The 20,671-nt window shown below is 68.8% G+C and carries 19 protein-coding genes, 3 tRNA genes and 1 pseudogene; 15 read left to right on the top strand and 8 right to left on the bottom strand.

What is annotated here, in order from left to right; all coding sequences use genetic code 11:
- Window positions 1-182: 182 nt before the first annotated feature.
- The 4 genes from trhA (at window position 183) to RV986_RS35550 (ending at window position 2,176) form a co-directional block, all read left to right on the top strand.
- Window positions 183-1,013, top strand: coding sequence for a PAQR family membrane homeostasis protein TrhA (gene trhA / locus RV986_RS35565; RefSeq protein WP_475921294.1), 831 nt, complete (start codon window positions 183-185; stop codon window positions 1,011-1,013).
- A 49-nt stretch (window positions 1,014-1,062) separates the two neighbouring features.
- Window positions 1,063-1,236, top strand: a complete 174-nt coding sequence (locus RV986_RS35560; protein WP_475921293.1) for a transposase — start codon at window positions 1,063-1,065, stop codon at window positions 1,234-1,236.
- 161 nt (window positions 1,237-1,397) lie between these two features.
- On the top strand, window positions 1,398-1,640 hold the full coding sequence (locus RV986_RS35555) for a DUF5302 domain-containing protein (RefSeq protein WP_475921292.1): 243 nt from the start codon (window positions 1,398-1,400) through the stop codon (window positions 1,638-1,640).
- A 269-nt stretch (window positions 1,641-1,909) separates the two neighbouring features.
- Entirely contained in the window at window positions 1,910-2,176 is a 267-nt protein-coding gene (locus RV986_RS35550; protein WP_475924550.1) for an IS110 family transposase, read from the top strand.
- A 196-nt stretch (window positions 2,177-2,372) separates the two neighbouring features.
- Here the strand turns inward: RV986_RS35550 and RV986_RS35545 are convergent, their stop codons facing one another.
- Together RV986_RS35545 and RV986_RS35540 are read right to left on the bottom strand one after the other, a co-directional pair.
- On the bottom strand, window positions 2,373-3,140 hold the full coding sequence (locus tag RV986_RS35545; RefSeq protein WP_475921291.1) for a transposase: 768 nt from the start codon (window positions 3,138-3,140) through the stop codon (window positions 2,373-2,375).
- A gap of 43 nt (window positions 3,141-3,183) precedes the next feature.
- A pseudogene (locus tag RV986_RS35540) lies at window positions 3,184-3,864 on the bottom strand (IS630 family transposase); the annotation flags it as partial.
- A gap of 121 nt (window positions 3,865-3,985) precedes the next feature.
- Here RV986_RS35540 and RV986_RS35535 point away from each other — a divergent pair.
- The 3 genes from RV986_RS35535 (at window position 3,986) to RV986_RS35525 (ending at window position 6,698) form a co-directional block, all read left to right on the top strand.
- A complete protein-coding gene (locus RV986_RS35535; protein ID WP_475921290.1) occupies window positions 3,986-5,671 on the top strand; it encodes an IS4 family transposase in 1,686 nt (561 codons plus the stop codon).
- Window positions 5,672-6,024: 353 nt separating this feature from the next.
- Window positions 6,025-6,288 carry a type II toxin-antitoxin system VapB family antitoxin gene (locus RV986_RS35530; RefSeq protein WP_475921289.1) on the top strand — a complete coding sequence of 88 codons (264 nt, stop codon included), beginning with the start codon at window positions 6,025-6,027 and terminating at the stop codon, window positions 6,286-6,288.
- Window positions 6,285-6,698 (top strand): PIN domain-containing protein, encoded by a 414-nt coding sequence (locus tag RV986_RS35525; RefSeq protein WP_475921288.1) that lies wholly within the window; start codon window positions 6,285-6,287, stop codon window positions 6,696-6,698. The genes RV986_RS35530 and RV986_RS35525 overlap by 4 nt, the downstream gene beginning before the upstream one ends.
- Before the next feature lie 772 nt (window positions 6,699-7,470).
- Here the strand turns inward: RV986_RS35525 and RV986_RS35520 are convergent.
- Window positions 7,471-7,893 carry a hypothetical protein gene (locus RV986_RS35520; RefSeq protein ID WP_475921287.1) on the bottom strand — a complete coding sequence of 141 codons (423 nt, stop codon included), beginning with the start codon at window positions 7,891-7,893 and terminating at the stop codon, window positions 7,471-7,473.
- Between the two features lie 224 nt (window positions 7,894-8,117).
- Here RV986_RS35520 and RV986_RS35515 point away from each other — a divergent pair, with 224 nt between their 5' ends.
- Together RV986_RS35515 and RV986_RS35510 are read left to right on the top strand one after the other, a co-directional pair.
- Window positions 8,118-8,810: a response regulator transcription factor gene (locus RV986_RS35515; protein ID WP_475921286.1), complete on the top strand. Its 693-nt coding sequence runs from the start codon at window positions 8,118-8,120 to the stop codon at window positions 8,808-8,810.
- On the top strand, window positions 8,807-10,258 hold the full coding sequence (locus RV986_RS35510; protein WP_475921285.1) for a HAMP domain-containing sensor histidine kinase: 1,452 nt from the start codon (window positions 8,807-8,809) through the stop codon (window positions 10,256-10,258). Before RV986_RS35515 ends, RV986_RS35510 begins: the two co-directional genes overlap by 4 nt.
- 206 nt (window positions 10,259-10,464) lie before the next feature.
- Here RV986_RS35510 and RV986_RS35505 read toward each other — a convergent pair whose 3' ends face one another.
- Window positions 10,465-12,615, bottom strand: coding sequence for an MMPL family transporter (locus tag RV986_RS35505; protein WP_475921284.1), 2,151 nt, complete (start codon window positions 12,613-12,615; stop codon window positions 10,465-10,467).
- 86 nt (window positions 12,616-12,701) lie between these two features.
- A complete protein-coding gene (locus RV986_RS35500; RefSeq protein ID WP_475921283.1) occupies window positions 12,702-13,157 on the bottom strand; it encodes an aromatic-ring hydroxylase C-terminal domain-containing protein in 456 nt (151 codons plus the stop codon).
- 5 nt (window positions 13,158-13,162) lie between these two features.
- Here RV986_RS35500 and RV986_RS35495 point away from each other — a divergent pair, with 5 nt between their 5' ends.
- Together RV986_RS35495 and RV986_RS35490 are read left to right on the top strand one after the other, a co-directional pair.
- Window positions 13,163-13,402, top strand: a complete 240-nt coding sequence (locus RV986_RS35495; protein ID WP_475921282.1) for a DUF2568 domain-containing protein — start codon at window positions 13,163-13,165, stop codon at window positions 13,400-13,402.
- A 34-nt stretch (window positions 13,403-13,436) separates the two neighbouring features.
- Window positions 13,437-13,808 carry a hypothetical protein gene (locus RV986_RS35490; protein WP_475921281.1) on the top strand — a complete coding sequence of 124 codons (372 nt, stop codon included), beginning with the start codon at window positions 13,437-13,439 and terminating at the stop codon, window positions 13,806-13,808.
- A 402-nt stretch (window positions 13,809-14,210) separates the two neighbouring features.
- Here the strand turns inward: RV986_RS35490 and RV986_RS35485 are convergent.
- The 3 genes from RV986_RS35485 to RV986_RS35475 all read right to left on the bottom strand — a co-directional run bounded on the left by RV986_RS35485 (window position 14,211) and on the right by RV986_RS35475 (window position 14,600).
- Window positions 14,211-14,284 (bottom strand) — tRNA-Ile (locus RV986_RS35485).
- A gap of 165 nt (window positions 14,285-14,449) precedes the next feature.
- Window positions 14,450-14,522 (bottom strand) — tRNA-Asn (locus RV986_RS35480).
- Window positions 14,523-14,527: 5 nt separating this feature from the next.
- A tRNA-Asn gene (locus tag RV986_RS35475) sits at window positions 14,528-14,600 on the bottom strand.
- A gap of 145 nt (window positions 14,601-14,745) precedes the next feature.
- On the opposite strand from RV986_RS35475, the gene RV986_RS35470 reads away from it, so the two are divergent.
- The 4 genes from RV986_RS35470 (at window position 14,746) to RV986_RS35455 (ending at window position 20,670) form a co-directional block, all read left to right on the top strand.
- The gene (locus RV986_RS35470; RefSeq protein ID WP_475921280.1) at window positions 14,746-15,051 is read left to right on the top strand and encodes a YtxH domain-containing protein; all 306 of its coding nucleotides are present in this window, start codon (window positions 14,746-14,748) and stop codon (window positions 15,049-15,051) included.
- Window positions 15,052-15,329: 278 nt separating this feature from the next.
- Window positions 15,330-16,784 carry an FGGY family carbohydrate kinase gene (locus RV986_RS35465; RefSeq protein WP_475921279.1) on the top strand — a complete coding sequence of 485 codons (1,455 nt, stop codon included), beginning with the start codon at window positions 15,330-15,332 and terminating at the stop codon, window positions 16,782-16,784.
- Window positions 16,785-17,008: 224 nt separating this feature from the next.
- A complete protein-coding gene (locus tag RV986_RS35460) occupies window positions 17,009-18,742 on the top strand; it encodes an ABC transporter ATP-binding protein (RefSeq protein ID WP_475921278.1) in 1,734 nt (577 codons plus the stop codon).
- The gene (locus tag RV986_RS35455) at window positions 18,742-20,670 is read left to right on the top strand and encodes an ABC transporter ATP-binding protein (RefSeq protein ID WP_475921277.1); all 1,929 of its coding nucleotides are present in this window, start codon (window positions 18,742-18,744) and stop codon (window positions 20,668-20,670) included. The genes RV986_RS35460 and RV986_RS35455 overlap by 1 nt, the downstream gene beginning before the upstream one ends.
- Window position 20,671 lies beyond the last annotated feature (1 nt).

Here is a 20,671-nt window from a genome sequence, read left to right as displayed (position 1 = left end):
CGGAAGTTCTGATCGTTCCCATGACCAGCCGATCTACTCGGCTGTGGCGGGCCCAATCGACGCCAGGATCAACGAGGTCGGAGTTCAAACGGTTGCGGAGCACCACGCCGGCGACGTGGGCGTGGTGCTCCGCAACCGGGCTCCTAGAATCCCGTCGGGGTGTCGTCTCCTAGCATGACCCCATGATCACCGGTGACGTTCAGGAGTCCGAGGGAGGACGAGAAGCTGTGTCCCGCGACGCCGCTGAAGCCGAGTACATTCACGCCGCCTCAAGGGGTGGAGAACGCCGTGAAGACGGGCCGCCCGCCGGATCACAAGCCGACGAAGCAGAAAAGGAAGCTCACCCGGTTGCCGCTCTGGTGGAGCGGGCGGCCGACCTGGCCGAACCGATCAAGCCGAGGTTGCGTGGCTGGCTCCATGCCGCAATGGTCCCCGCCGCACTGATCGCGGGCATCGTGCTCATCTGCCTGGCCCGCACCCCGCAGGCGGCCCTGGCCTGCGCCGTGTACTCGGTCACCGCCTGGCTGCTGTTCGCGACGAGCGCCATCTACCACCGCGGAACCTGGGGGCCGCTCGGCGAGGCGCTCCTGCGACGTCTCGACCACGCCAACATCTTCCTCATCATCGCCGGCACCTGCACGCCCCTGGCCGTGCTCCTCCTCCCGCCGGACCAGCGGTCCGTGCTGCTGTGGATCGTGTGGGCGGGCGCATTGGCCGGCATCGCGTTCCGGGTCCTGTGGGTCGGAGCGCCGCGCTGGCTGTACACCCCGTGCTACCTGGCACTGGGATGGGCACCGGTGCGCTACCTGCCCGACTTCCTGCATACCGGCGGAGTGGCCGTACTCGTCCTGGTGGTGGCCGGCGGTCTTCTCTACAGTGCGGGTGCGGTCGTCTACGGTCTGCAGCGACCCGACCCCTCGCCGCGGTGGTTCGGCTTCCACGAGGTATTCCACGCCCTGACCGTGGCAGCCTTCACCGCGCACTACATCGCCATCTTCCTGGCCACCTACTGACCCCGCGACAGGTGTTCCGGCCCGCGCCGCTCATCGCCCACGCTGCCGCGTGCTGGACCGCGACGGGCCGGGCGGTCGCCGAGGGCGCCTGCGAGAGCAGTTCGAGGGCGGCATCCGGCGGTTCCGCACTGGCAGCCAATGGCGAGAGGTGCCAGAGGAGTTTGGGGCCTGGCAGACGTGCCAGGCGTCGCGGGCCAGACGGGACTTTCGAGACACGCCCTAGGCGCGTGCATGTGCGGCCCGCCAACTGCTCGTGGCTGTGAACTGCGTGCCTGGAACCGCTACTGGGAGGAAGCGCAGACCGGCTATACGGGATGCGGGCGCCTCGAGCGATGCCATGCATGACAAGCTGTTCTTTCCACTGCCCGAACCCAGGAGGTCACCATGGCTGCAGAGTCTCCATCGCACGAAGGTTCGGAGCCGGTTGACGCCGAGAGCTCTGCCCTCTCGCCCGACGAGGACGGCCAGTACGACCTGAAGCGCAAGTTTCGGGAGGCGCTGGCGCGCAAGCGCGGCATGCAGGCGGACGCCGCCGCCCTCGCTGGGAACACCGACGCGTCGAAGGTCCGCAGCGCGCACGGCCCGGCTGCGAGCCAGCGGTCGTTCCGTCGCAAGAGCGGCGGCTGAGATCTAAGTTTGGCTCTGACGCGTAAATAAGTGCAGGTGGGGGCTGTTTCGCGGTGCGGCAGCATGATCAACGGGCATGCTCGGGTCGTTCCAGTGACCGATGCGGCTGTCGAGGTGCCCGTTGTCCCTCCGCCCCCGTTCCGGTGAGCAAGTCCCGCCTCTGACCGCGCGGGCGAGCAACCCGGGCGGCACGACGGCGATATGGGGGCGCGACCCGCCCCGGACGGGACGTCGGGTCCAGGAGGTGTGGAACGTTCCAGCGACTACCACTGCGATTCTGGAGCTGGGCGACCGTCTGGTCTGCCAGGGCGTCGCCCGGGTGGTGGGAGGCCACCGGCGCGTACTGGAAGCCGTACTTCTTCCTGCTGGAAGCCCGCGGCCTGGAATGCTGGCTGGTCAACGCCCGTGACGTGAAGAACGTCCGGGGACGGCCCAAGACGGACAAGCTGGATGCGGTCTGGCTGGCCAAGCTCACCGAGCGGGGCATGCTCCGCCCGTTCAATGGTAGTGATCAGGTGTGGGTGACACCGCGATGAACACCTCGGCGTACACCTGACGCGTGACATGTGACGAGGACGACCGGGTACTGACCGATGATCGCCCGGCCGTTGTCGGCCGGGCGATCATCGGTAGATACGCGTATCCCACGTACGTGGAGGACAACTAAGGGGTGTCCCGTAAATGATCTCCGAGCTGCCTCGGGAGTCGTTGGCCCTCGTGCGGGCCGCTCGCCTATCCGGCGAGGGCGAGGTTGTGCATCCGGGCGATGCCGAGCATGGCGTGGTGGACTCCGTCGCCCCTGAGGCGGCAGTCGCGGAGGATCTTCCAGGTCTTCATGCGCGCGAAGACGTGCTCGACGCGGGCGCGGACCTGCTTGTGGGACTTGTTGTGTGCTTCCTTCCAGTCCGGAAGGTCTTCGCCCTTGCGTCGGCGGTGGGGCATGACGAGCCCGGTGCCGGGATAGCCGCCGTCGGCGATCGTGAGTGTTCTGCCGACGGCGGCTTTGGCACCGGATTCCTCCCACGCCTTGCAGTCGTTGCGGTTTCCGGCAAGAGGCCGGCCCACCACGACGACCAGGCGGGTGTCGGCGTCGATGACGACCTGGTGGTTGGTCGAGTACCGGTAGTTCTTGGACTGCTCTGCCACCGTGTGGTCCCGGGTCGGGACCAGGGTGCCGTCCACGATGAGCACGGTGTCCTTGGCGAACCGCTTGCGGGGCTGGAGCGCGAGCATCGGCCCGAGGTGGTCGATGATGCGGTCCGCTGCCGACTTGGACACCCCGAAGAGCGGGGCGAGCTGGCGCATCGTCAAGTTCGTGCGCCAGTACGCCGCGACCAGCAGAGCCCGGTCCTCCAGCGGGAGGCTCCACGGCCGGCCTTTGCGGACCGCATCCGCACCCTCGCGCCGCAGTACGGTCACCAGCTTGCCGAACAGGCGAGGGCTCAGCCCGGTGAACGGGGCTATCCAGGACGGCTCCGACGCCGTGATCACACCAGCCACAACAAGATCATCTCATCCGTGACCAGCAGTTACGGGACAGCCCTTAGTGTCCTGCGCCGGGAATTCGATCAAGATATGCCGCGAGGCGTTGGAGGATCTCGTCGGCGTCCTTGGTCCAGATGAACGGCTTCGGGTTGTCGTTCCAGTGGGCGATCCAGGTGCGGATGTCGCGCTCCAGGGCCTGGACGTTCCTGTGCACTCCGCGACGTATCCGCTTGTCCGTCAGCAGGCCGAACCACCGCACGACCTGGTTGAGCCAGGACGAGTAGGTGGGCGTGAAGTGCATGTGGAAGCGAGGGTGGCCCTCCAGCCACTTGCGGACCGTGGGCGCCTTGTGGGTGCTGTAGTTGTCGCAGACCAGGTGGACGTCGAGGTGGTCGGGGATCTCCTTGTCCAGCTTGGCGAGGAACTTCTTGAACTCCGCTGCCCGGTGGCGGCGGTGGATGGAGCCGATCACCTCGCCGGTGGCCACGTCCAGGGCGGCGAACAAGGTGGTGATGCCGTGGCGGACATAGTCGTGGGTCCGGCGCTCGGGCATCCCCGGCATCATCGGCAGCACCGGCGCCGAGCGGTCAAGCGCCTGGATTTGCGACTTCTCCTCGACGCACAGGACCAGCACCTTCTCCGGCGGGTCGAGGTAGAGGCCGACGATGTCACGGACCTTGTCGATGAACTGTGGGTCGTTGGACAGCTTGAAGGTGTCCACCTGGTGCGGCTTGAGTCCAAGGCCGGGTAGTTAGCGTTTTCGCTGGTCACGCAAGGAAGTTGAACGAGTCTCGGTGTAGGACAACGGAGCTCGTTGGTACAGGCAGTCGACCAAGACAGCTTGTATCCGAGGAGCTCCGTTGCCTTCGCATTGTGTCCTGCCGCCCGCCCTGACGACCATCACCCGTACGGTCACGGTAGCCGGGGGCCGGTTCGCGCCGGGACATCTGGGAGAGCTGACGGCGGTCGTGCCGTTCGAGCTCGTGGACGCGGTCCTTGCGGAGACGAGAGCTGTACAGCGGCAGCTGCGTGATCTGCCGTCGAGGGCCGGGGTCTACTTCCTGCTGGCGATGTGCCTGTTCCCTGAGGTCGGCTATCGCCTCGTCTGGGACAAGCTGACCGCGGGTCTGTCCGGGATGCCGGTGGTCTGTCCGTCGGCGAAGGCGTTACGTGACCTGCGCCGACGGCTCGGCAGCGCGCCGGTGCGGGCGTTGTTCGAGGTGCTGGCCGGGTTGCTGGCCCGTCCGACGACGCCAGGTGTGCGTTTCGGTGCGTACCGGACGGTGTCGTTCGACGGCTGCAGTTCGCTGAGGGCTCCCGATTCCGAGCGGAACCGAGCCTGGCTGGGGAGGACTTCGCATCATGGCTATCCGACGCTGGAGTTGATGACGCTGGTCGAGACCGGCACCCGGGCCCTGGTCGGCGCAGTGTTCGGCCCCGCCGCCGAGGGCGAAACAAGCTACGCCGGCCGGCTGCCGCATCTGCTGCGGCCGGACATGCTGGTGCTGTGGGACAAAGGATTCGACAGCAACGCCTTCCTCACGGCGGTCACCGACACCGGCGCCCAGGTCCTGGGCCGGCTCCGCAGCAACCGGCGCGCGCCGGTGCTCACTCGCCTCGCTGACGGCTCCTACCTGTCGGTGATCGGCACCGTGAAAGTGCGGGTCATCGGCGCACAGATCGCCGTGACCTGCGCGGACGGCACGTCCTTCACCGGGTCCTACCGACTGGTCACGAGCCTGATCGACGCCCGCCGTTACCCCGCCACCGCGCTGGTGGGTCTCTATCACCAGCGATGGGAACACGAATCGGCGTACTACGCGCTCCGCCACACGATCATGAACGGCCGCAACCTGCGCTCGGGCGACCCGGCCGGCATCGAGCAGGAGATGTGGGCTCTGCTCACCCTCTACCAGGCACTGCGGACTGTAATGGTCGAGGCCGCGGAGGCGCTGGCGGGCACCGATCCGGACCGCTGCTGCTTCACCGTCGCCCTCCAGACCGCCCGTGACCAGGTCGTCCAGGCCGCTGCCGTCATTACCGACCCCGCCGACGTCGGTCACCTCGGACTGATCGGGCACCGGATCCTGCCCCGTCTCCTCCCGCCCCGACGCCAACGGGTCAGCGCCCGCAAGGTCCAGTCACCGATGTCCCGCTACAGCACCCGCCACGAGGACGGCAGGCCCGACACCAGCCGCACCATCACCGGTCTCGACATCAACGTCCTCGAGCCTCCGGAATCCCGCCCTCAGCTCCCCGCCGTCTCCCGCGACGACCGGCACACCGCCCTCGCCGAGCGCCGCCGTCACCGAATCCTGGCCCTGCTCGAGAAGGACCCCAACCGCCTCTGGCGCCCCCGTGACATCGCCTCCCATTTCGGCGCCCCCGTGACATCGCCTCCCATTTCGGCGAAATCACCATGGAGACCATGTATCGACAGCTTTCCAGATGGGCCGAAACCGGCCTCATCCACAAACTGGGCCCCGGCCTCTATGCCGCCACAGCATGGACCCCAGCCCCCCTTGCATGACCAGCGAAAACGCTAACCACCCGGCCTTGGGGAAGCTTCATCCTCGCCTTCCACCGCGCTCCCGGCCTCGTGCGCGTGCTCAATCTGTCGGACGAGGCGTACAGGCTGCCCGACCGCACCACGGTCCTTCTGGCCAGCGGTCCCGTCGAAGACGGATTGCTGGAACCCGACCACGCTGTCTGGCTCAAGAAACAACGGCCTCCATCTGGAGCATCCCCTCAATCCGCCAGGGCCTGTCCGGTGTCCACTCCCCGCCGATCGACCAGTCCCTGGCCCACACGAACGATTGCGGCCCCGCGCCTTGGAATATATAAAAGATCTTACATCTTGATACACTTCGCCTGATGCACTCAAGTGGAGGAGGCCACCATGAGTCGGACGGTCATTGATCTCGACGACGAGGCACTGGAAGCAGCTGCCAGAGAGCTCGGCACCTCTACCAAACGCGACACCATCAACACCGCGCTGCGAGAAGTCACGGCCCGCTACCGGCGTTTGCGAGCACTCGACGAGGCCCGCGAACTGGTGGCCGAGGGCGCTCTGGACATCGACCTACTGCTGGACAAGAGCGCATACCGCCCCACGAGCGCGGGCGCGGCGGACGATCACCGCGACACCGGAGCGCACGAGTGACAGTCGCCGACTACCTCATCGACACCTCCGCCCTTGCCCGCGTCCTGTTCCGCCAGAACACGGCCGAATGGGACGACAGGATCGCCGCCGGCCTCGTCGCGATCTGCGACCTCACCGAACTGGAAGTCCTCTACTCGGCCCGTTCGGCCACGGACCGCGCCCGCTTGAAGTCGGCACTCGACGCCCACTACGCCTGGTGCCCCATGCCCGACGGTGTCTACCGCCGCTCCCGCGTCATCCAGGAACAGTTGACCGCCAAGGGAGAACACCGCAGCGCGGGCCCCGTGGACCTCCTGGTGGCCGCAGCCGCGGAAGAGGCGGGACTCACTCTGCTCCACTACGACCGCGACTTCGAAACCATCGCCCGCACGACAGGGCAGCCGGTCCGCACGATCGACCTCAGGCAGTAAAAGCTCGCGCGGTGCCGACGGGCACCGAGCTTCTGACCGACCCGGCCGCCTGGCGGTCAGTCCGCTGCGGCCTGGGCCGTCTCCCGACACCCAGGGGTCACCGGGCGACACCACTTCCGGATCCTCGCGTCCAGCCAGCGTCCAGAATTCGACGTCCAGACGCTCGCACAGCCCACCCACGACGCCACCCTCCAGCCGTGGGCCGATACGTCTGCGCAGGCCAAAGTGACCTCAACTAACGCTGACGGCAACGGAGTCGAACTCACGAGCAGCGGATTCAGCCCCGTGGCCCAACGCCCTGAATCCGCACCCCTGATGAGACGTTTCCGCAGGTCAGCGACCTGCATGGTGGGGCGGGTGGGACTCGAACCCACGGCCGACGGATTATGAGTCCTTTGAGGATCTTGGCGACCCTTGTCGATCAATGCGCATCCATGACGTTTTTGCAGGTCAGAGTAAGTATGCCGCGTCGGCATCCCTTCGCCTTTGTCGGTCTGTTCCTATCCTTGCGTCCCGAACGCGTCCCGAACACGTCCCGGATGGACAGGCTTGGCCGACGCAGGACCGGTTGTGCCAGCCCAGGAAGGGGTCCCGAACCCGCGCGCAGCGGATTCCCCTTCCAACGCACGATGGCTCCACCCCAGCAGTCGGGACAGAGCCTTCTACGACCGATGTCGTTGGCCAAGATGTCTTCAGAGGGCGGTATGAGACCTGATGCCCGATTCTTCGGTTCGTGCGGGACGAGAGGGCAGGTCGTGGCGACGTCGGTCGGCTACGGCCGAGGCTGGGTGAACAAGCCTGGCTCGGTCTCGGTCAGGATCCCGCGGCCGGCCAGCCGCTTGAGCTTGAGGCGGACGTTGTTGATGTTGTTGGGCGCGACCGCCAGGTCCATGGCCTCGCACACCTGCCGGGCCCGCAGCGGGTGGTCGGCCGCGGTGAACACCGCCATGATCTGCTGGTAGGCCGAATGATCCGGCAGCTTCGGTGCCGGCGGCGCGGGCGGCCCGGGGTCGGGCAGCCCCAGCAGTGCCTTGCGGGTGATCCGGACTTCCTCGGCGGCCCGGCCGGGTTCGTCGAGCTGTGCGGTCAGCTGCGCGACCTGTTCCCGCATCGTCTCGGCCTGTGCGGTGATCTCGCGTTCCCGCTCCTCCAGCCGCGCCGGCACCGCGCCGAGCGCCAGCTCCCCGCCGGTCATGCGGTGCGCCAGGCCGATGTGGTCGCCCCGGTCAGCCGACGCAGTATCACCGCGGTCATCGCCCAGTACACCCGCGACTCCGAACTGCGGGGCAGATGCTGGTAGTAGGTTCCATTTCTTAGGTATCCGTAAGAGCGCGGTCTCCAGCGACGCTCTAATCCTGGTCTCAGGTTGATCGGGGACAATGCGCGGTAAAAACATCGACTGGAAGGGGGCGGGCCGGCGTGCGGATCATGATCGCGGATGATGACGCGGCCATCCGTGAGTCGCTGGAGCGGGTGCTCCAGGTAGAGGGTTACGACACCAGCACCGTCGCCAACGGTTTCGCCGTGCTCGACGGGGTCGGTGGGGCCGGCGGTGACACGCTGGATCTGCTGCTCCTCGACGTGATGATGCCCCGCCTCGGTGGGTTGGAGACCTGCCGGCGGTTGCGGGCCGCGGGTCGGGATCTGCCGGTGTTGATGCTGACCGCCCGTGACCAGGTCTCCGACCGGGTCGCGGGACTGGACGCGGGCGCCGACGACTACCTGCCCAAGCCGTTCGCCACCGAGGAGTTGCTGGCCCGGGTGCGGGCCCTGTTGCGCCGGCGCACGCCGGCCGACGAGGAGTCGCAGATCCTGTCGTTCGCCGACGTCCGGCTCGATCCCGACAGGTTCGAGGCGTGGCGGGGCGGGCGGCCGCTGCGCCTGACCCGGACCGAGTTCTCCCTCCTGCAGGTCCTCGTGTGCAACGCGACCCGGGTCTTGACCCGTGACGCGCTGTTCGAGGCGATCTGGGGCTTCGGCATGAGCTCCACCGCCAACAACCTCCAGGTATACGTGAGCTACCTGCGCCGCAAGATGGAGGCCGAGGGTGAGCCGCGATTGATCTACACGCTGCGCGGCCTGGGATACACGTTGCGGGAGACTCCTCCGTGAGCAGGCCCGCCGGCCGGGAACCGCGCCGGCTGACCCGATGGTGGCGCCGGCGGTCCCTGCGGACCAGGCTGACGGTGATCGCGGCGACGGCCATCGCGGTCAGCGTGTTCGTGGCCTTCCAGGTGGCCAGCGAGCTACTGGACTGGGAGCTGCAGGACACCGCCGAGAATCAGCTACGCGCCGACTCCCGCGTCCTGGCGACGAACGCGGAGCGCGCCGGTCTGGCGCAGGTCCAGCTACCGCCGTATCCCGGATCCGGTCGGCTGGTGCGGGTCATCCTGCCCGACGGCTCGATCCGGACGCCGGCCGGCCAACCCGCGCTGCCCCCGGTCAGCGAGCACGCCGGGCGCGTGGCGCAGGGCGCGTCGGCCGACCTGATGGAGTCGAACGACAGCGACGACGACGGCTACATCATCTACACGCTGCGGGCGGGCGACGGCGCGGTCCAGGTGGCCCGCGTCGTCGACGACAGCCCGATCAACCGGTTCGGGTTGGGCATGCTGCTGATCGGGCTGCTCTGCGTGGTCGGCGGCGCCCTTGTCGGGCGGACCGTGGCGCGGACCGGGCTGGCACCGATCGACCGGCTGACCGCCGCCGCGGTACGTGTCGCGCACACCCGGGATCTCGACGCCGACATCCCGGATGAGGGCGGTGGGGAGATCCGGCGGCTGATCCAGTCGATCAACGACATGCTCGCCGCGCTCCGGGACTCCCGGCGGGCCCAGCGGCTGCTCGCCGAGGACGCCGCCCACGAGCTCAAGACCCCGCTCACCAGCCTGCGCCTCAACGTCGAGCTGCTGATCCGGCTCGATCGGCGCGGCACCCTGGACAGCGCACTGCCGGCGGAGAGCCGGACCCGGCTGCTCAACGATCTCGGCGCCCAGGTGGCCGAGTTGAGCACCCTTGCCGCCGAGCTGACCGACCTGGCGCGCGGTGACGTCAGCGACGAGAGCACCGAGGTGCTCGACCTCGCCGACGTGGTGGTGGCCGCCGCGACCCGGGCGCGTTCCCGCGTGCCCGACATCGAGGTCGCGCTCGACGTGACCTCTGTGTGGGTGAGCGGACGTCCCGCTGCGCTCGAGCGGGCGGTGCTCAACCTCATCGACAACGCCGGCAAGTGGTCCCCCGCGGACCAGCCGGTCCAGGTCCGGCTCCGTGCCGAGGGCGCGTCGGTGGTGCTCGAGGTCGACGACGCCGGGCCGGGCATCGACGCCGCCGACGTACCGCGGGTGTTCGACCGGTTCTACCGTGCCGACAGCGCCCGGGCGTTGCCGGGATCCGGTCTGGGGCTGTCGATCGTGCAGCGGGTCGTCGACGCCCACGGCGGCCGGGCCACCGTCGCCCGCTCCGCACGCGGTGGTGCGCTGCTTCGGGTCGACCTTCCGGCCGCGGCCCCGCCCGCCCCGATCGCGCGGCTCACCGCCGGGGAGGACACCCCGGTGCGCTGACCCGCCCCGGCGGCGCGGCGCAGGACAAGGGACGGCGGCCCTCGGGCATGGCCCCGCGCGGCTCACCCTCGGGCCAGGACATCGCGGTGCGCCGACCCCAGCCCCGGCGCGTGGCGCAGGACCAAAGGGCGGCGACCGTCGGGCCCATGAAAAAAATCCGGGACGGGCCTGGGTCCCCGTCCCGGATCTCGTCCGTGCCGCCGCGCTCACCGTTGCAGCGCGGGCTCCTCGTCGTCGGCGAGCGGCTGTTGACCGTCCGGCAGCTCCGCCGCTGGACGGGACAGCCGGCTCGGCCACCACATCCGCCGGCCGATCAGCAAGGTGAGGGCGGGCACCAGGACCGACCGCACCAGCAGGGCGTCGAGCAGCACGCCGAAGGCGACCAGGAACCCGACCTCGATCAGCATCACCAGCGGAAGTGTGGCGAGGACCGCGAACGTGGCCGCCAGGACCAGGCCTGCCGAGGTGATGACGCCACCGGTGGCCGAGAGGGCTTTGAGCATGCCCTCTCTGGTGCCGAGACGCACGGTCTCCTCCCGGGCCCGGCTGGCCAGGAAGATGTTGTAGTCGACGCCGAGCGCCACCAGGAACAGGAATGCCAGCAGCGGCACCGAATAGTCGATGCCCTTGAACCCGAGGATCGTGTCGAAGACGAACACGCTGCCGCCGAAGGCTGCGGCGAATGAGACGATCACGGTGGCCATCAGGACCAGCGGGGCCAGGATCGCGCGCAGCAGCAGCCCGAGGACGATCAGGACGACGGCGAGCACCAGCGGGATCACCAGCTTCTCGTCACGCTTGGTGGTCACCTCGGTGTCGAGGTTCTCCGCACTCGGCCCGCCGACGATCGCCTCCGCCCCGCTCACCGCGTGCACGGCGGTGCGCACCCGCTTGATCGTGTCGTACTCTGCGACGGTGTCCGGCGCGTCCTTCGGGAACACGGAGATGTTGGCCCAGCCACCGCTGGTCTGCTCCGGGATGGCCAGGGCCACACCGCGAGTGTCCTTGACGATGTCGAGCACCCGCTCCTGGTGCGCCGGCCGCGTGAAGATCGTCATCGGCTGGCCGCCGAGCTCCGGGAAGTGCTGGCGGAGAACGGTGAAGCCGGTGACCGACTCCGGCGCGGACAGGAACTGGTCCTGCTCCCGCAGGGCGCCGGTGTTGCCCGCCAGCCCGAGGGCGAGCACGCCGAGGACTCCGAGCGAGCCGAGCGTCGCCACCCACCGGCGGCGGCTGATGGCGGTGCCGAGCCGTCCCCACAGCCCCGGCTTCTCCTCCACGGCCGTGCTGAACCGCGGGATGGCCGGCCAGAAGATCCGCCTGCCGAGCACCACGAGCACCGCCGGGAACAGCGTCAGCATGGCCACCAGCGCGCACAGGATGCCGGCCGCACCGATCGGGCCCAACCCGCTGGTGCTGTTCAGGTCCGCGACGAGCAGGCAGAGCAGGCCGGCGACCACGGTGGCCGCGGACGCGACGATGGCCGGCGCCGCGCCGCGTAGCGCGTGGACCATCGCGACCCGGACGTTCTCATGGTGGTGCAGTGCCTCCCGATATCGAGCGATGAGCAACAGCGCGTAGTCCGTGCCGACGCCGAATACCAGGATCGTCAGCAGCGCCGAGTTCTGGTCGTTGACCACGATGCCGAAGCCCTTGACGAGCAGGTAGACGGTCCCCATCGAGGTCAGTGCGGCCGCGCCAACGGCCACCAGCGGGATGATCCACAACACCGGGCTGCGGTAGGTGAGGATGAGCAGGAGCGTGACGACGACGATGGTGGTGAGGAGGACCTGCACGTCGATGCCGTCGAAGACGGCGTCCATGTCGCCGTCGATCGCGCCCGGGCCGGTCACGTCGAGTTCCAGGCCGGAGGGGCGGTCCTTCGCGGCGTCACGTAACGGGCCGACGATGTCCTCCGGTGCGCCGTAGGCCGTGCTCACCTCGAGGGTGAACATCATCGCCTTGCGGTCGGTGGAGGGGCTCGTCGGTGAGCCCTCGTCGTCCTCGCCGGCCGCCGCCGTCGCCTTCGGCGGGTACCGCTTGGCAAGGGTGTTGTAGTGGCGCTCGACCGTCGCGCGGTCGGCGTCGGTCATGCCGCCGGCGCGGTGGTACACGAAGACGAACGTGTTGTTGTCACCGCCGGGGAGACTGTCGTCCAGCACCGCCACCTTGGTGGACTCGGCACTGGCCGGCAGGGTGTCTACGGCGCTGTCGGTGGTGACCGAGCTCAACTTTCCGCTCAGCGGCACCATGCCCGCCGCCAGCACCAGCCACAAGCCAATCACCAACCATGGCACCCACCGGCCTGCCAACCGACCGGCCGGCGCTTCCCCGGACGGCGCTGCGTTGACTGCCATCACTAGCCTCCTACATACGAGTTGCATCGCTTATCTGGATGCCTACTTCCTACCGAGCGAACCTGAGACGACTGTTAGTACGGTGCTCAGGCCGGTTGGCCGAACCATGTGCCCAGCGCACGCACCAGCGTGGTGGCGTCGAGGTCCTGCCCGGTAGGCAAGGCCCAGGCGACACAGCCGTCGGGCCGGATGAGCAACGCGTCGACGTCCACCCGGTCCGTGCGGGCGGTGACGGTGTTGACCCGTCCGGTCCACGCGGCCGCGGCGTCGCGGGCCTCCGCGCGGTCGACGAGGTCGAGCAGGAGCCCACGACCCTCACGCAGCAGGTCCGCCGACCGGGTCACCGCGGTGACGACGTCCGGGTCGGGCCGCTCCAGCGTCAACTTCATGTCCGGGCACAGGGTGCCGACGAGCCGGTGGTCGTCGCCCAGGTCGTACCGGACGTCCATGCCGGCGAGCATGTCGGCGACGTACCGGTGGGCGTCGTCGAGGGTCCTGGCGCAAGGTCCCCTCTCCGTGGCGCTGGCTGCCGGTCGTCGCACTGCCCGTGGCTGTGGGCTGGGCGTGGGGTTCCTTCGCCGTGCCGGATGACCCGTCCCGTTCTGGCGAGAGCGATATCCACACCCCCGGACCAGTGCGCCTGTTCCTCGAACTCACTGTGTTCTTCGGCGCGGTGGCCGCGCTGAACTTCGCCGGCCTGCGCCGCGCGGCCCGCCGGCTCCTTGTGATCATGGTCGGCTACCAGGTCCTCGCCTACGACCGAATCGGCTGGCTGCTCAGCCACTGATCCGCCTCCGATACGTTCGCACCGTTGGCCGGATGTGCGCCGGCGGAGCCATCCCTCCCACAGAGCCACACCCAACTTCGACTTCCTCAAGCGCGCCCGGGAGGCAGACAAGCCGAGGGAGGTCATCGCCCGCACGATCACCGACCTGGCGACGGTCGGCGCCCCCGCCACCTGGGCCCTCTCCAACCACGACGAAACCCGCCACGCCACCCATACCGGCATCACGACCCCGCTGCGCGACCAGGGCCACCCCACCGACCTCACCCTCGGCACCCGCCGAACCCGAGCAGCGGCCCTGATGATGCCGGCCCTGGAGGTCCGTCACGAGAACGCTTTCCCCGTAGCGGACCATCGCCTCGTAGTACCTCGCGGCCGCGACTCGCAGCCTCGTGATGCGACTCCTTGAGAAGTTCGGCCGTCTTCAGTACGGGCCGTTAAGCCGTCGCTCCGGCCGGCCTCAGCAGCGGCTCGGTGATCAGCGGAGCCGAGGCCCAACCTCGCGCCACCCCACCACTCGGATGCCCCTGCCCAGCCTTGGCAGGCATCGACGGCACGGCATCGGAACGGACCCTTCCGTTTCCCTGTGTCCTGCCGGCGTCCCGAATTCGACGTTCAGCCGCTCACACCGGCCATATTCAGCAACGTCCCCGACCGCGGCGGCAGCACATCTGTGCAGGTCAGGCCAGTTCGAAGAGCCACCGACAGCCACAACACCAAACCCGCGAGCAACGGATTCAGTCCGTTCAGGCAAAGTTGACGCTCCGACAGCCAAAAATAAACGTTTCCGCAGGTCAGAGACCTGCACAGGTGGGGCGGGTGGGACTCGAACCCACGGCCGACGGATTATGAGTCCGCTGCTCTAACCGGCTGAGCTACCGCCCCTTACGGCGCGTCGCGCACATTTGTGCGCGCCGTCTGCCGCAGCATAGCCGCTCATACGATCTCCTGCTTCGGATGGTCGGCAACGCACGACCATGAGGACTTCGGCGTGGCCCGCGCGGTTCCCCCGGGCATGAAAAAGGACCCCGGAGGGGTCCTCTTCCGTTGCTCTCCCGACTGGACTCGAACCAGTAACCTGCCGGTTAACAGCCGGCTGCTCTGCCAATTGAGCTACAGGAGACTGCGCTCCCCCGACTGGACTCGAACCAGTAACCTGCCGGTTAACAGCCGGCTGCTCTGCCAATTGAGCTACGGAGGATTGCCTCGTTGCATCGAACGCACCTACCCGGGTATTCGCCAGGGGGCGTGCGCTCGCTGCGACACATACATTAGCGCAAGCAGGGGGGTGCTCCGCCAATCGGTTCCCCCTGCACCGATGCCGACGCAAGGGAAGGGTGGCCGTCATGCGCTACCGGCTCACATTCGTCGCCGGACTGGCTCTGGGTTACGTGCTGGGCACACGCGCCGGGCGCGAGCGCTACGAGCAGCTGAAGAAGTCCGCGCGCCAGGTCGCGCAGAACCCGGCGGTGCGCAACACCGCGGAGACCGCCGCCCAGCAGGGGCGCGAGCTCGCGGGCAAGGCGTTCCACACGGTGAGCGAGAAGGTGGGCGACCACGTCCCCGACTCGGTCGCCGACCGGGTCCGCTCCCTGCGTGAGCGGAACACCAACAGCACCGGCGAGGACGACTGGGGCACCAGCAACACCTAGCAGCCCACCGCGGTCGAGGAATCCGGGGCGCGGCCCCGGATTCCGGGGCACGGGAAACCGCGCGGCCGGCCCCTACATCCCCGCGGCCCAGCGATCCCGGGGTCCGCGGGGATCCGGGGCAAGCCCGCGCCCCAGGGGCGCGGGGAACCGCGTGGCCATCCCCCACCCGCCCGCGGCCCGAGAACACGCACCACCCCACCTCCACGAACACCCCACAGCCCGCCCCGCACCGCGCGGCCCGGCGCGGTCATCCCCCTCCGTACGGCAGAATTTCCGCCATGGGGATAGTCGCCGGGTTGGACAGTTCGCCCGATTTCACTCGTATCGTCGTCTGCGATTCGGACACGGGGGCCGTGCTCAGGCAGGGGTATGCGCCGCACCCGTTGGAGAACACCGAGGGCGGCGGCCGTCCTTCCGATGTCGATCCACAGGCCTGGCTGCTGTCCCTGGGCGAGGCGGCCGGCGGCGGGCTGCTCGAAGGTGTGCAGGCCATCGGCGTCTCCGCGCAGCAGAACGGCCTGGTCCCGCTGGACACCCAGGGCAACACGGTGCGGCCGGCCATGGTCGGCGGCGACAAGCGCGCACAGGTCGCCGCCGCCGATCTCATCGACGCGCTCGGCGGCCGCGAGGCGTGGGCCCAGGCCGTGGGCTGCGTACCCCAGGCCGCGCAGCCCGTGACCAAGCTGCGCTGGCTGAACAAGACCGAACCCGACGCCGCGCTGCGCACCGCCGTGCTGCTGCAGGCGCACGACTGGCTGGTGTGGCAGTTGCTCGGGCGGCCGCTGCGGCGGACCACCGACCGGGGCGGGGCCTCCGGGACCGGCTACTGGTCGGCGGCGACCGGCGGCTACCGGCCGGATCTCGTCGAACTCGCGCTCGGGCACCAGGCCACGCTGCCCGAGGTGCTGGGCCCGTCCGAGGCCGCGGGGACGACCCCCGAGGGGCTGCTGATCTCCGCGGGGACGGGAGAGACCATGGCGGCGGCCTTCGGGCTCGGCATCGGGCTCGGGGACGCGGTGGTGTCCCTGGGCGCCTCCGGGTCCGTGATGGCCGTACACCCCGAGGCGCTGGTCGACTCCTCCGGCATGATCACCTCATTGGCGGACGCGACCGGTATGCATCTGCCGGTGGTGACCACCCTCAATGCCGTACGGACCCTGCGCGGCGCCGCCGAACTGCTCGGCCTGTCCGAGCTGGAGAGCCTGTCCGAGCTGGCGATGAAGTCCACGCCGGGCGCACACGGGCTGGTGATGCTCCCGTACCTGGAGGGCGAGCGGACCCCGAATCTGCCGCACACCGCCGGCACCCTCGCCGGGCTGCGGCGCGAGTCGATGCGGCCCGAGCATCTGGCGCGGGCCGCCTTCGAGGGCATGCTGTGCGGGCTCGCGGACGCGCTCGACGTGCTGCGCGGCCGGGGTGTGGACGTCCGGCGGGTGTTCCTGCTGGGGGCGGCCGCCGAGCTGCCGGCCGTGCAGTCCGCGGCGCCCGCGCTGTTCGGCGCGCAGGTCGTCGTGCCCCAGCCGGCGGACTACGCGGCGCTCGGCGCGGCCCGTCAGGCGGCCTGGGCCCTCGGTGTCTCGCAGGGCACGCTCGACCCCCGGCTGCCACCCGTCTGGCAGGGTGCGGTCGCCCAAATTCTGGAGCCCGGCGAGGAACTGGCCGTGGGTCAGGCCGTACGCCAGCAGTACGTGTCCGTACGGGAACAGACGCATCCGGGGGCGTTCCGGGCATAGGGGGCGTAGAGGAGTGCCGAGAGGTGTCGAGGGGTGTCGCGGATGCGTCCGGGTGCGTTCCACGACCCGACGGGCCGCCAAGGCGTAGGTCTTGAGGTCCGGTTCCGGTCCGCTCTTGGTCCGCTCTTGGATTAATCGGTTGGGGTAACGCGGGTGGAGTGTTCGACGATAGGGGGTGGTGCACCACCGACCGCACTGCCGTCGACGACTCCGAGAGAAGCCGCGTGCTCATACGACTCCTTCGGACCTACCTCAGTCCGTACAAGAAACCCATCGCCCTCCTGGTGCTGCTGCAGTTCCTGCAGACCTGCGCCACCCTGTATCTGCCGACCCTGAACGCGCACATCATCGACAACGGTGTCGTGAAGGGGGACACGGGTTACATCCTGTCGTTCGGCGCCCTGATGATCGGGATCTCGCTGATCCAGGTCTTCTGCAACATCGGCGCCGTCTACTACGGCGCCCGTACCGCCTCCGCCGTCGGCCGGGACATCCGGGCCGCCGTCTTCGACCGGGTGCAGTCCTTCTCCGCGCGTGAGGTCGGCCACTTCGGGGCGCCCACCCTGATCACGCGCACCACCAATGACGTCCAGCAGGTGCAGATGCTCGCCCTGATGACGTTCACCCTGCTGGTGTCGGCGCCGATCATGTGTGTGGGCGGCATCGTGCTGGCCCTCGGCCTGGATGTGCCGCTCTCCGCGATCCTGGTCGCCGTGGTGCCGGTCCTCGGCATCGGTGTGACGCTGATCGTGCGGCGGCTGCGGCCGCTGTTCCGGACCATGCAGGTACGCCTGGACACCGTGAACCGGGTGCTGCGCGAGCAGATCACCGGCAACCGCGTCATCCGCGCCTTCGTCCGGGACGACTACGAGAAGGACCGCTTCGAGGTCGCGAACGCCCGGCTGACCGAGGTGTCGCTGGGCACCGGACGCATGCTCGCACTGATGTTCCCGATGGTCATGACCGTCGTGAACCTCTCGTCGATCGCCGTGGTCTGGTTCGGAGCCCACCGCATCGACAGCGGCGGCATGCAGATCGGCGACCTGACCGCGTTCCTCGCCTACCTCATGCAGATCGTGATGTCCGTGATGATGGCCACCTTCATGTTCATGATGGTGCCGCGCGCCGAGATCTGTGCCGAGCGCATCCAGGAGGTCCTGGACACCTCGTCGAGCGTCGTCCCGCCGACCGCCCCTGTCGTGGAGCTGCGCCGCCACGGCCACCTGGAGATCCGCGGCGCCGGGTTCCGCTACCCGGGGGCCGAGGAGCCGGTGCTGAGGGCCGTCGACCTGGTGGCGCGGCCGGGCGAGACGACCGCCGTGATCGGATCGACGGGCAGCGGAAAGTCGACGCTGCTGGGGCTCGTACCCCGGCTCTTCGACGCCACGGACGGGGAAGTGCTCGTCGACGGTATCGATGTATCGACCATCGAACCGAAGCTGCTCGCGAAGACGGTCGGGCTCGTCCCCCAGAAGCCGTACCTGTTCGCGGGCACGGTCGCCACCAACCTCCGGTACGGCAATCCGGACGCGACCGACGAGGAGCTGTGGCACGCGCTGGAGGTGGCGCAGGCCAAGAGCTTCGTGGAGCGGCTGGAGAACGGCCTCGACTCGCCGATCGCGCAGGGCGGCACCAATGTCTCGGGCGGCCAGCGCCAGCGCCTCGCCATCGCCCGTACGCTCGTCCAGCGCCCCGAGATCTATCTCTTCGACGACTCCTTCTCCGCGCTCGACTACGCGACCGACGCGGCGCTGCGTGCCGCGCTCGCCGCCGAGACCTCCGAGGCGACGGTGGTGATCGTCGCCCAGCGGGTGTCGACCATCCGGGAGGCCGACCGGATCGTGGTCCTCGACGAGGGCCGGGTCGTGGGCACCGGGCGTCACCACGAACTCATGGCCGGCAATGAGACCTACCGGGAGATCGTGCTCTCCCAGCTGACGGAAGCGGAGGCTGCCTGATGGCCGGTCCCATGGGACGCATGATGGCCGGGGGCGGCCCCGATCAACGCTCGATGGATTTCAAGGGCTCCGGGAAACGGCTCCTGTCGCAGTTCAAACCCGAGCGCGTCACCATGTACGGAATGCTGGTCGCCGTCGTACTGAGCGTGGGGCTCTCGGTGATCGGGCCGAAGATCCTCGGCAAGGCCACCGACCTGGTCTTCGCGGGGATCATCGGACGCCAGATGCAGCCCGGCACCACCAAGGCCGAGGTGCTCGCCGGAATGCGGGCACGCGGCGAGGGCGGCATGGCCGACATGCTCTCGGGAACCGACTTCACCCCCGGCAAGGGCATCGACTTCGACGCCGTCGGGAACATCCTGCTGCTCGCGCTCTGTACGTTCCTGCTGTCCGGCCTGCTGATGGCGGTGGCGACGCGGCTGGTGAACCGGGCCGTCAACAAGACCGTCTACCACATGCGCGAGGACCTGCAGGCGAAGCTGTCGCGGCTGCCGCTGTCGTACTTCGACAAGCGTCAGCGCGGTGAGGTCCTCAGTCGCGCGACGAACGACCTCGACAACATCCAGCAGACCCTGCAGCAGTCGATGGGCCAGCTGGTGAACTCCCTGCTGACCATCGTGGGTGTGCTCGCGGTGATGTTCTGGGTCTCGTGGCTGCTCGCGCTGGTCGCGCTGGTCACGGTCCCGCTCTCGTTCGTCGTCGCCACCCGCATCGGCAAGCGCTCACAGCCGCACTTCGTGCAGCAGTGGCGCACCACCGGCAGACTCAACGCGCACATCGAGGAGATGTACACCGGACACGCGCTGGTGAAGGTGTTCGGACGGCAGGAGGAGTCGGCGAAGCAGTTCGCCGAGCAGAACGAGAAGCTGTACGAGGCCGGGTTCAAGGCGCAGTTCAACAGCGGGGTCATGCAGCCGCTGATGATGTTCGTGTCGAACCTCAACTATGTGCTGGTGGCGGTGGTCGGCGGACTGCGCGTCGCGTCCGGCTCGCTGTCGATCGGCGACGTACAGGCCTTCGTCCAGTACTCCCGCCAGTTCTCGATGCCGCTGACGCAGGTCGCGTCGATGGCGAACCTGGTGCAGTCGGGTGTCGCGTCGGCGGAGCGCATCTTCGAACTCCTCGACGCGGAGGAGCAGCAGGCCGACCCGGTGCCCGCGGCACGCCCCGACGAACTGCGCGGACGGGTGGCCCTGGAGCACGTGTCCTTCCGCTACGACCCCGAGAAGCCGCTCATCGAGGACCTCTCGCTGAAGGTGGAGCCGGGCAACACGGTGGCGATCGTCGGCCCGACGGGTGCGGGCAAGACGACGCTGGTGAACCTGCTGATGCGCTTCTACGAGGTCACCGGCGGCCGGATCACCCTCGACGGTGTCGACATCGCGTCCATGTCCCGGGACGAACTGCGGGCCGGGATCGGGATGGTGCTCCAGGACACCTGGCTGTTCGGCGGCACGATCGCGGAGAACATCGCGTACGGGGCCTCGCGGGACGTCACCCGCGGGGAGATCGAGGAGGCGGCGCGCGCCGCGCTGGCGGACCGTTTCATCCGTACGCTCCGGGAGGGCTACGACACCGTCATCGACGACGAGGGGACCGGCGTCAGCGCGGGTGAGAAGCAACTGATCACGATCGCCCGGGCGTTCCTGTCCGATCCGGTGATCCTGGTGCTTGACGAGGCGACCAGCTCGGTCGACACCCGTACGGAGGTGCTGATCCAGAAGGCGATGGCGAAGCTGGCGGACGGGCGGACCTCGTTCGTGATCGCCCACCGGCTCTCCACGATCCGGGACGCGGACACCATCCTCGTGATGGAGAACGGGTCGATCGTGGAGCAGGGCGCGCACGCGGAGCTGCTCGCGGCGAACGGCGCGTACGCCCGCCTGTACCAGGCCCAGTTCGCCCAGGCGGTGGCCGAGGTCGACTAGG

The organism is Streptomyces sp. RLA012 (assembly GCF_056270325.1).
The sequence above is the reverse complement of the archived record's forward strand: the minus strand, read 5'-3'. Positions and strand labels throughout refer to the sequence as shown.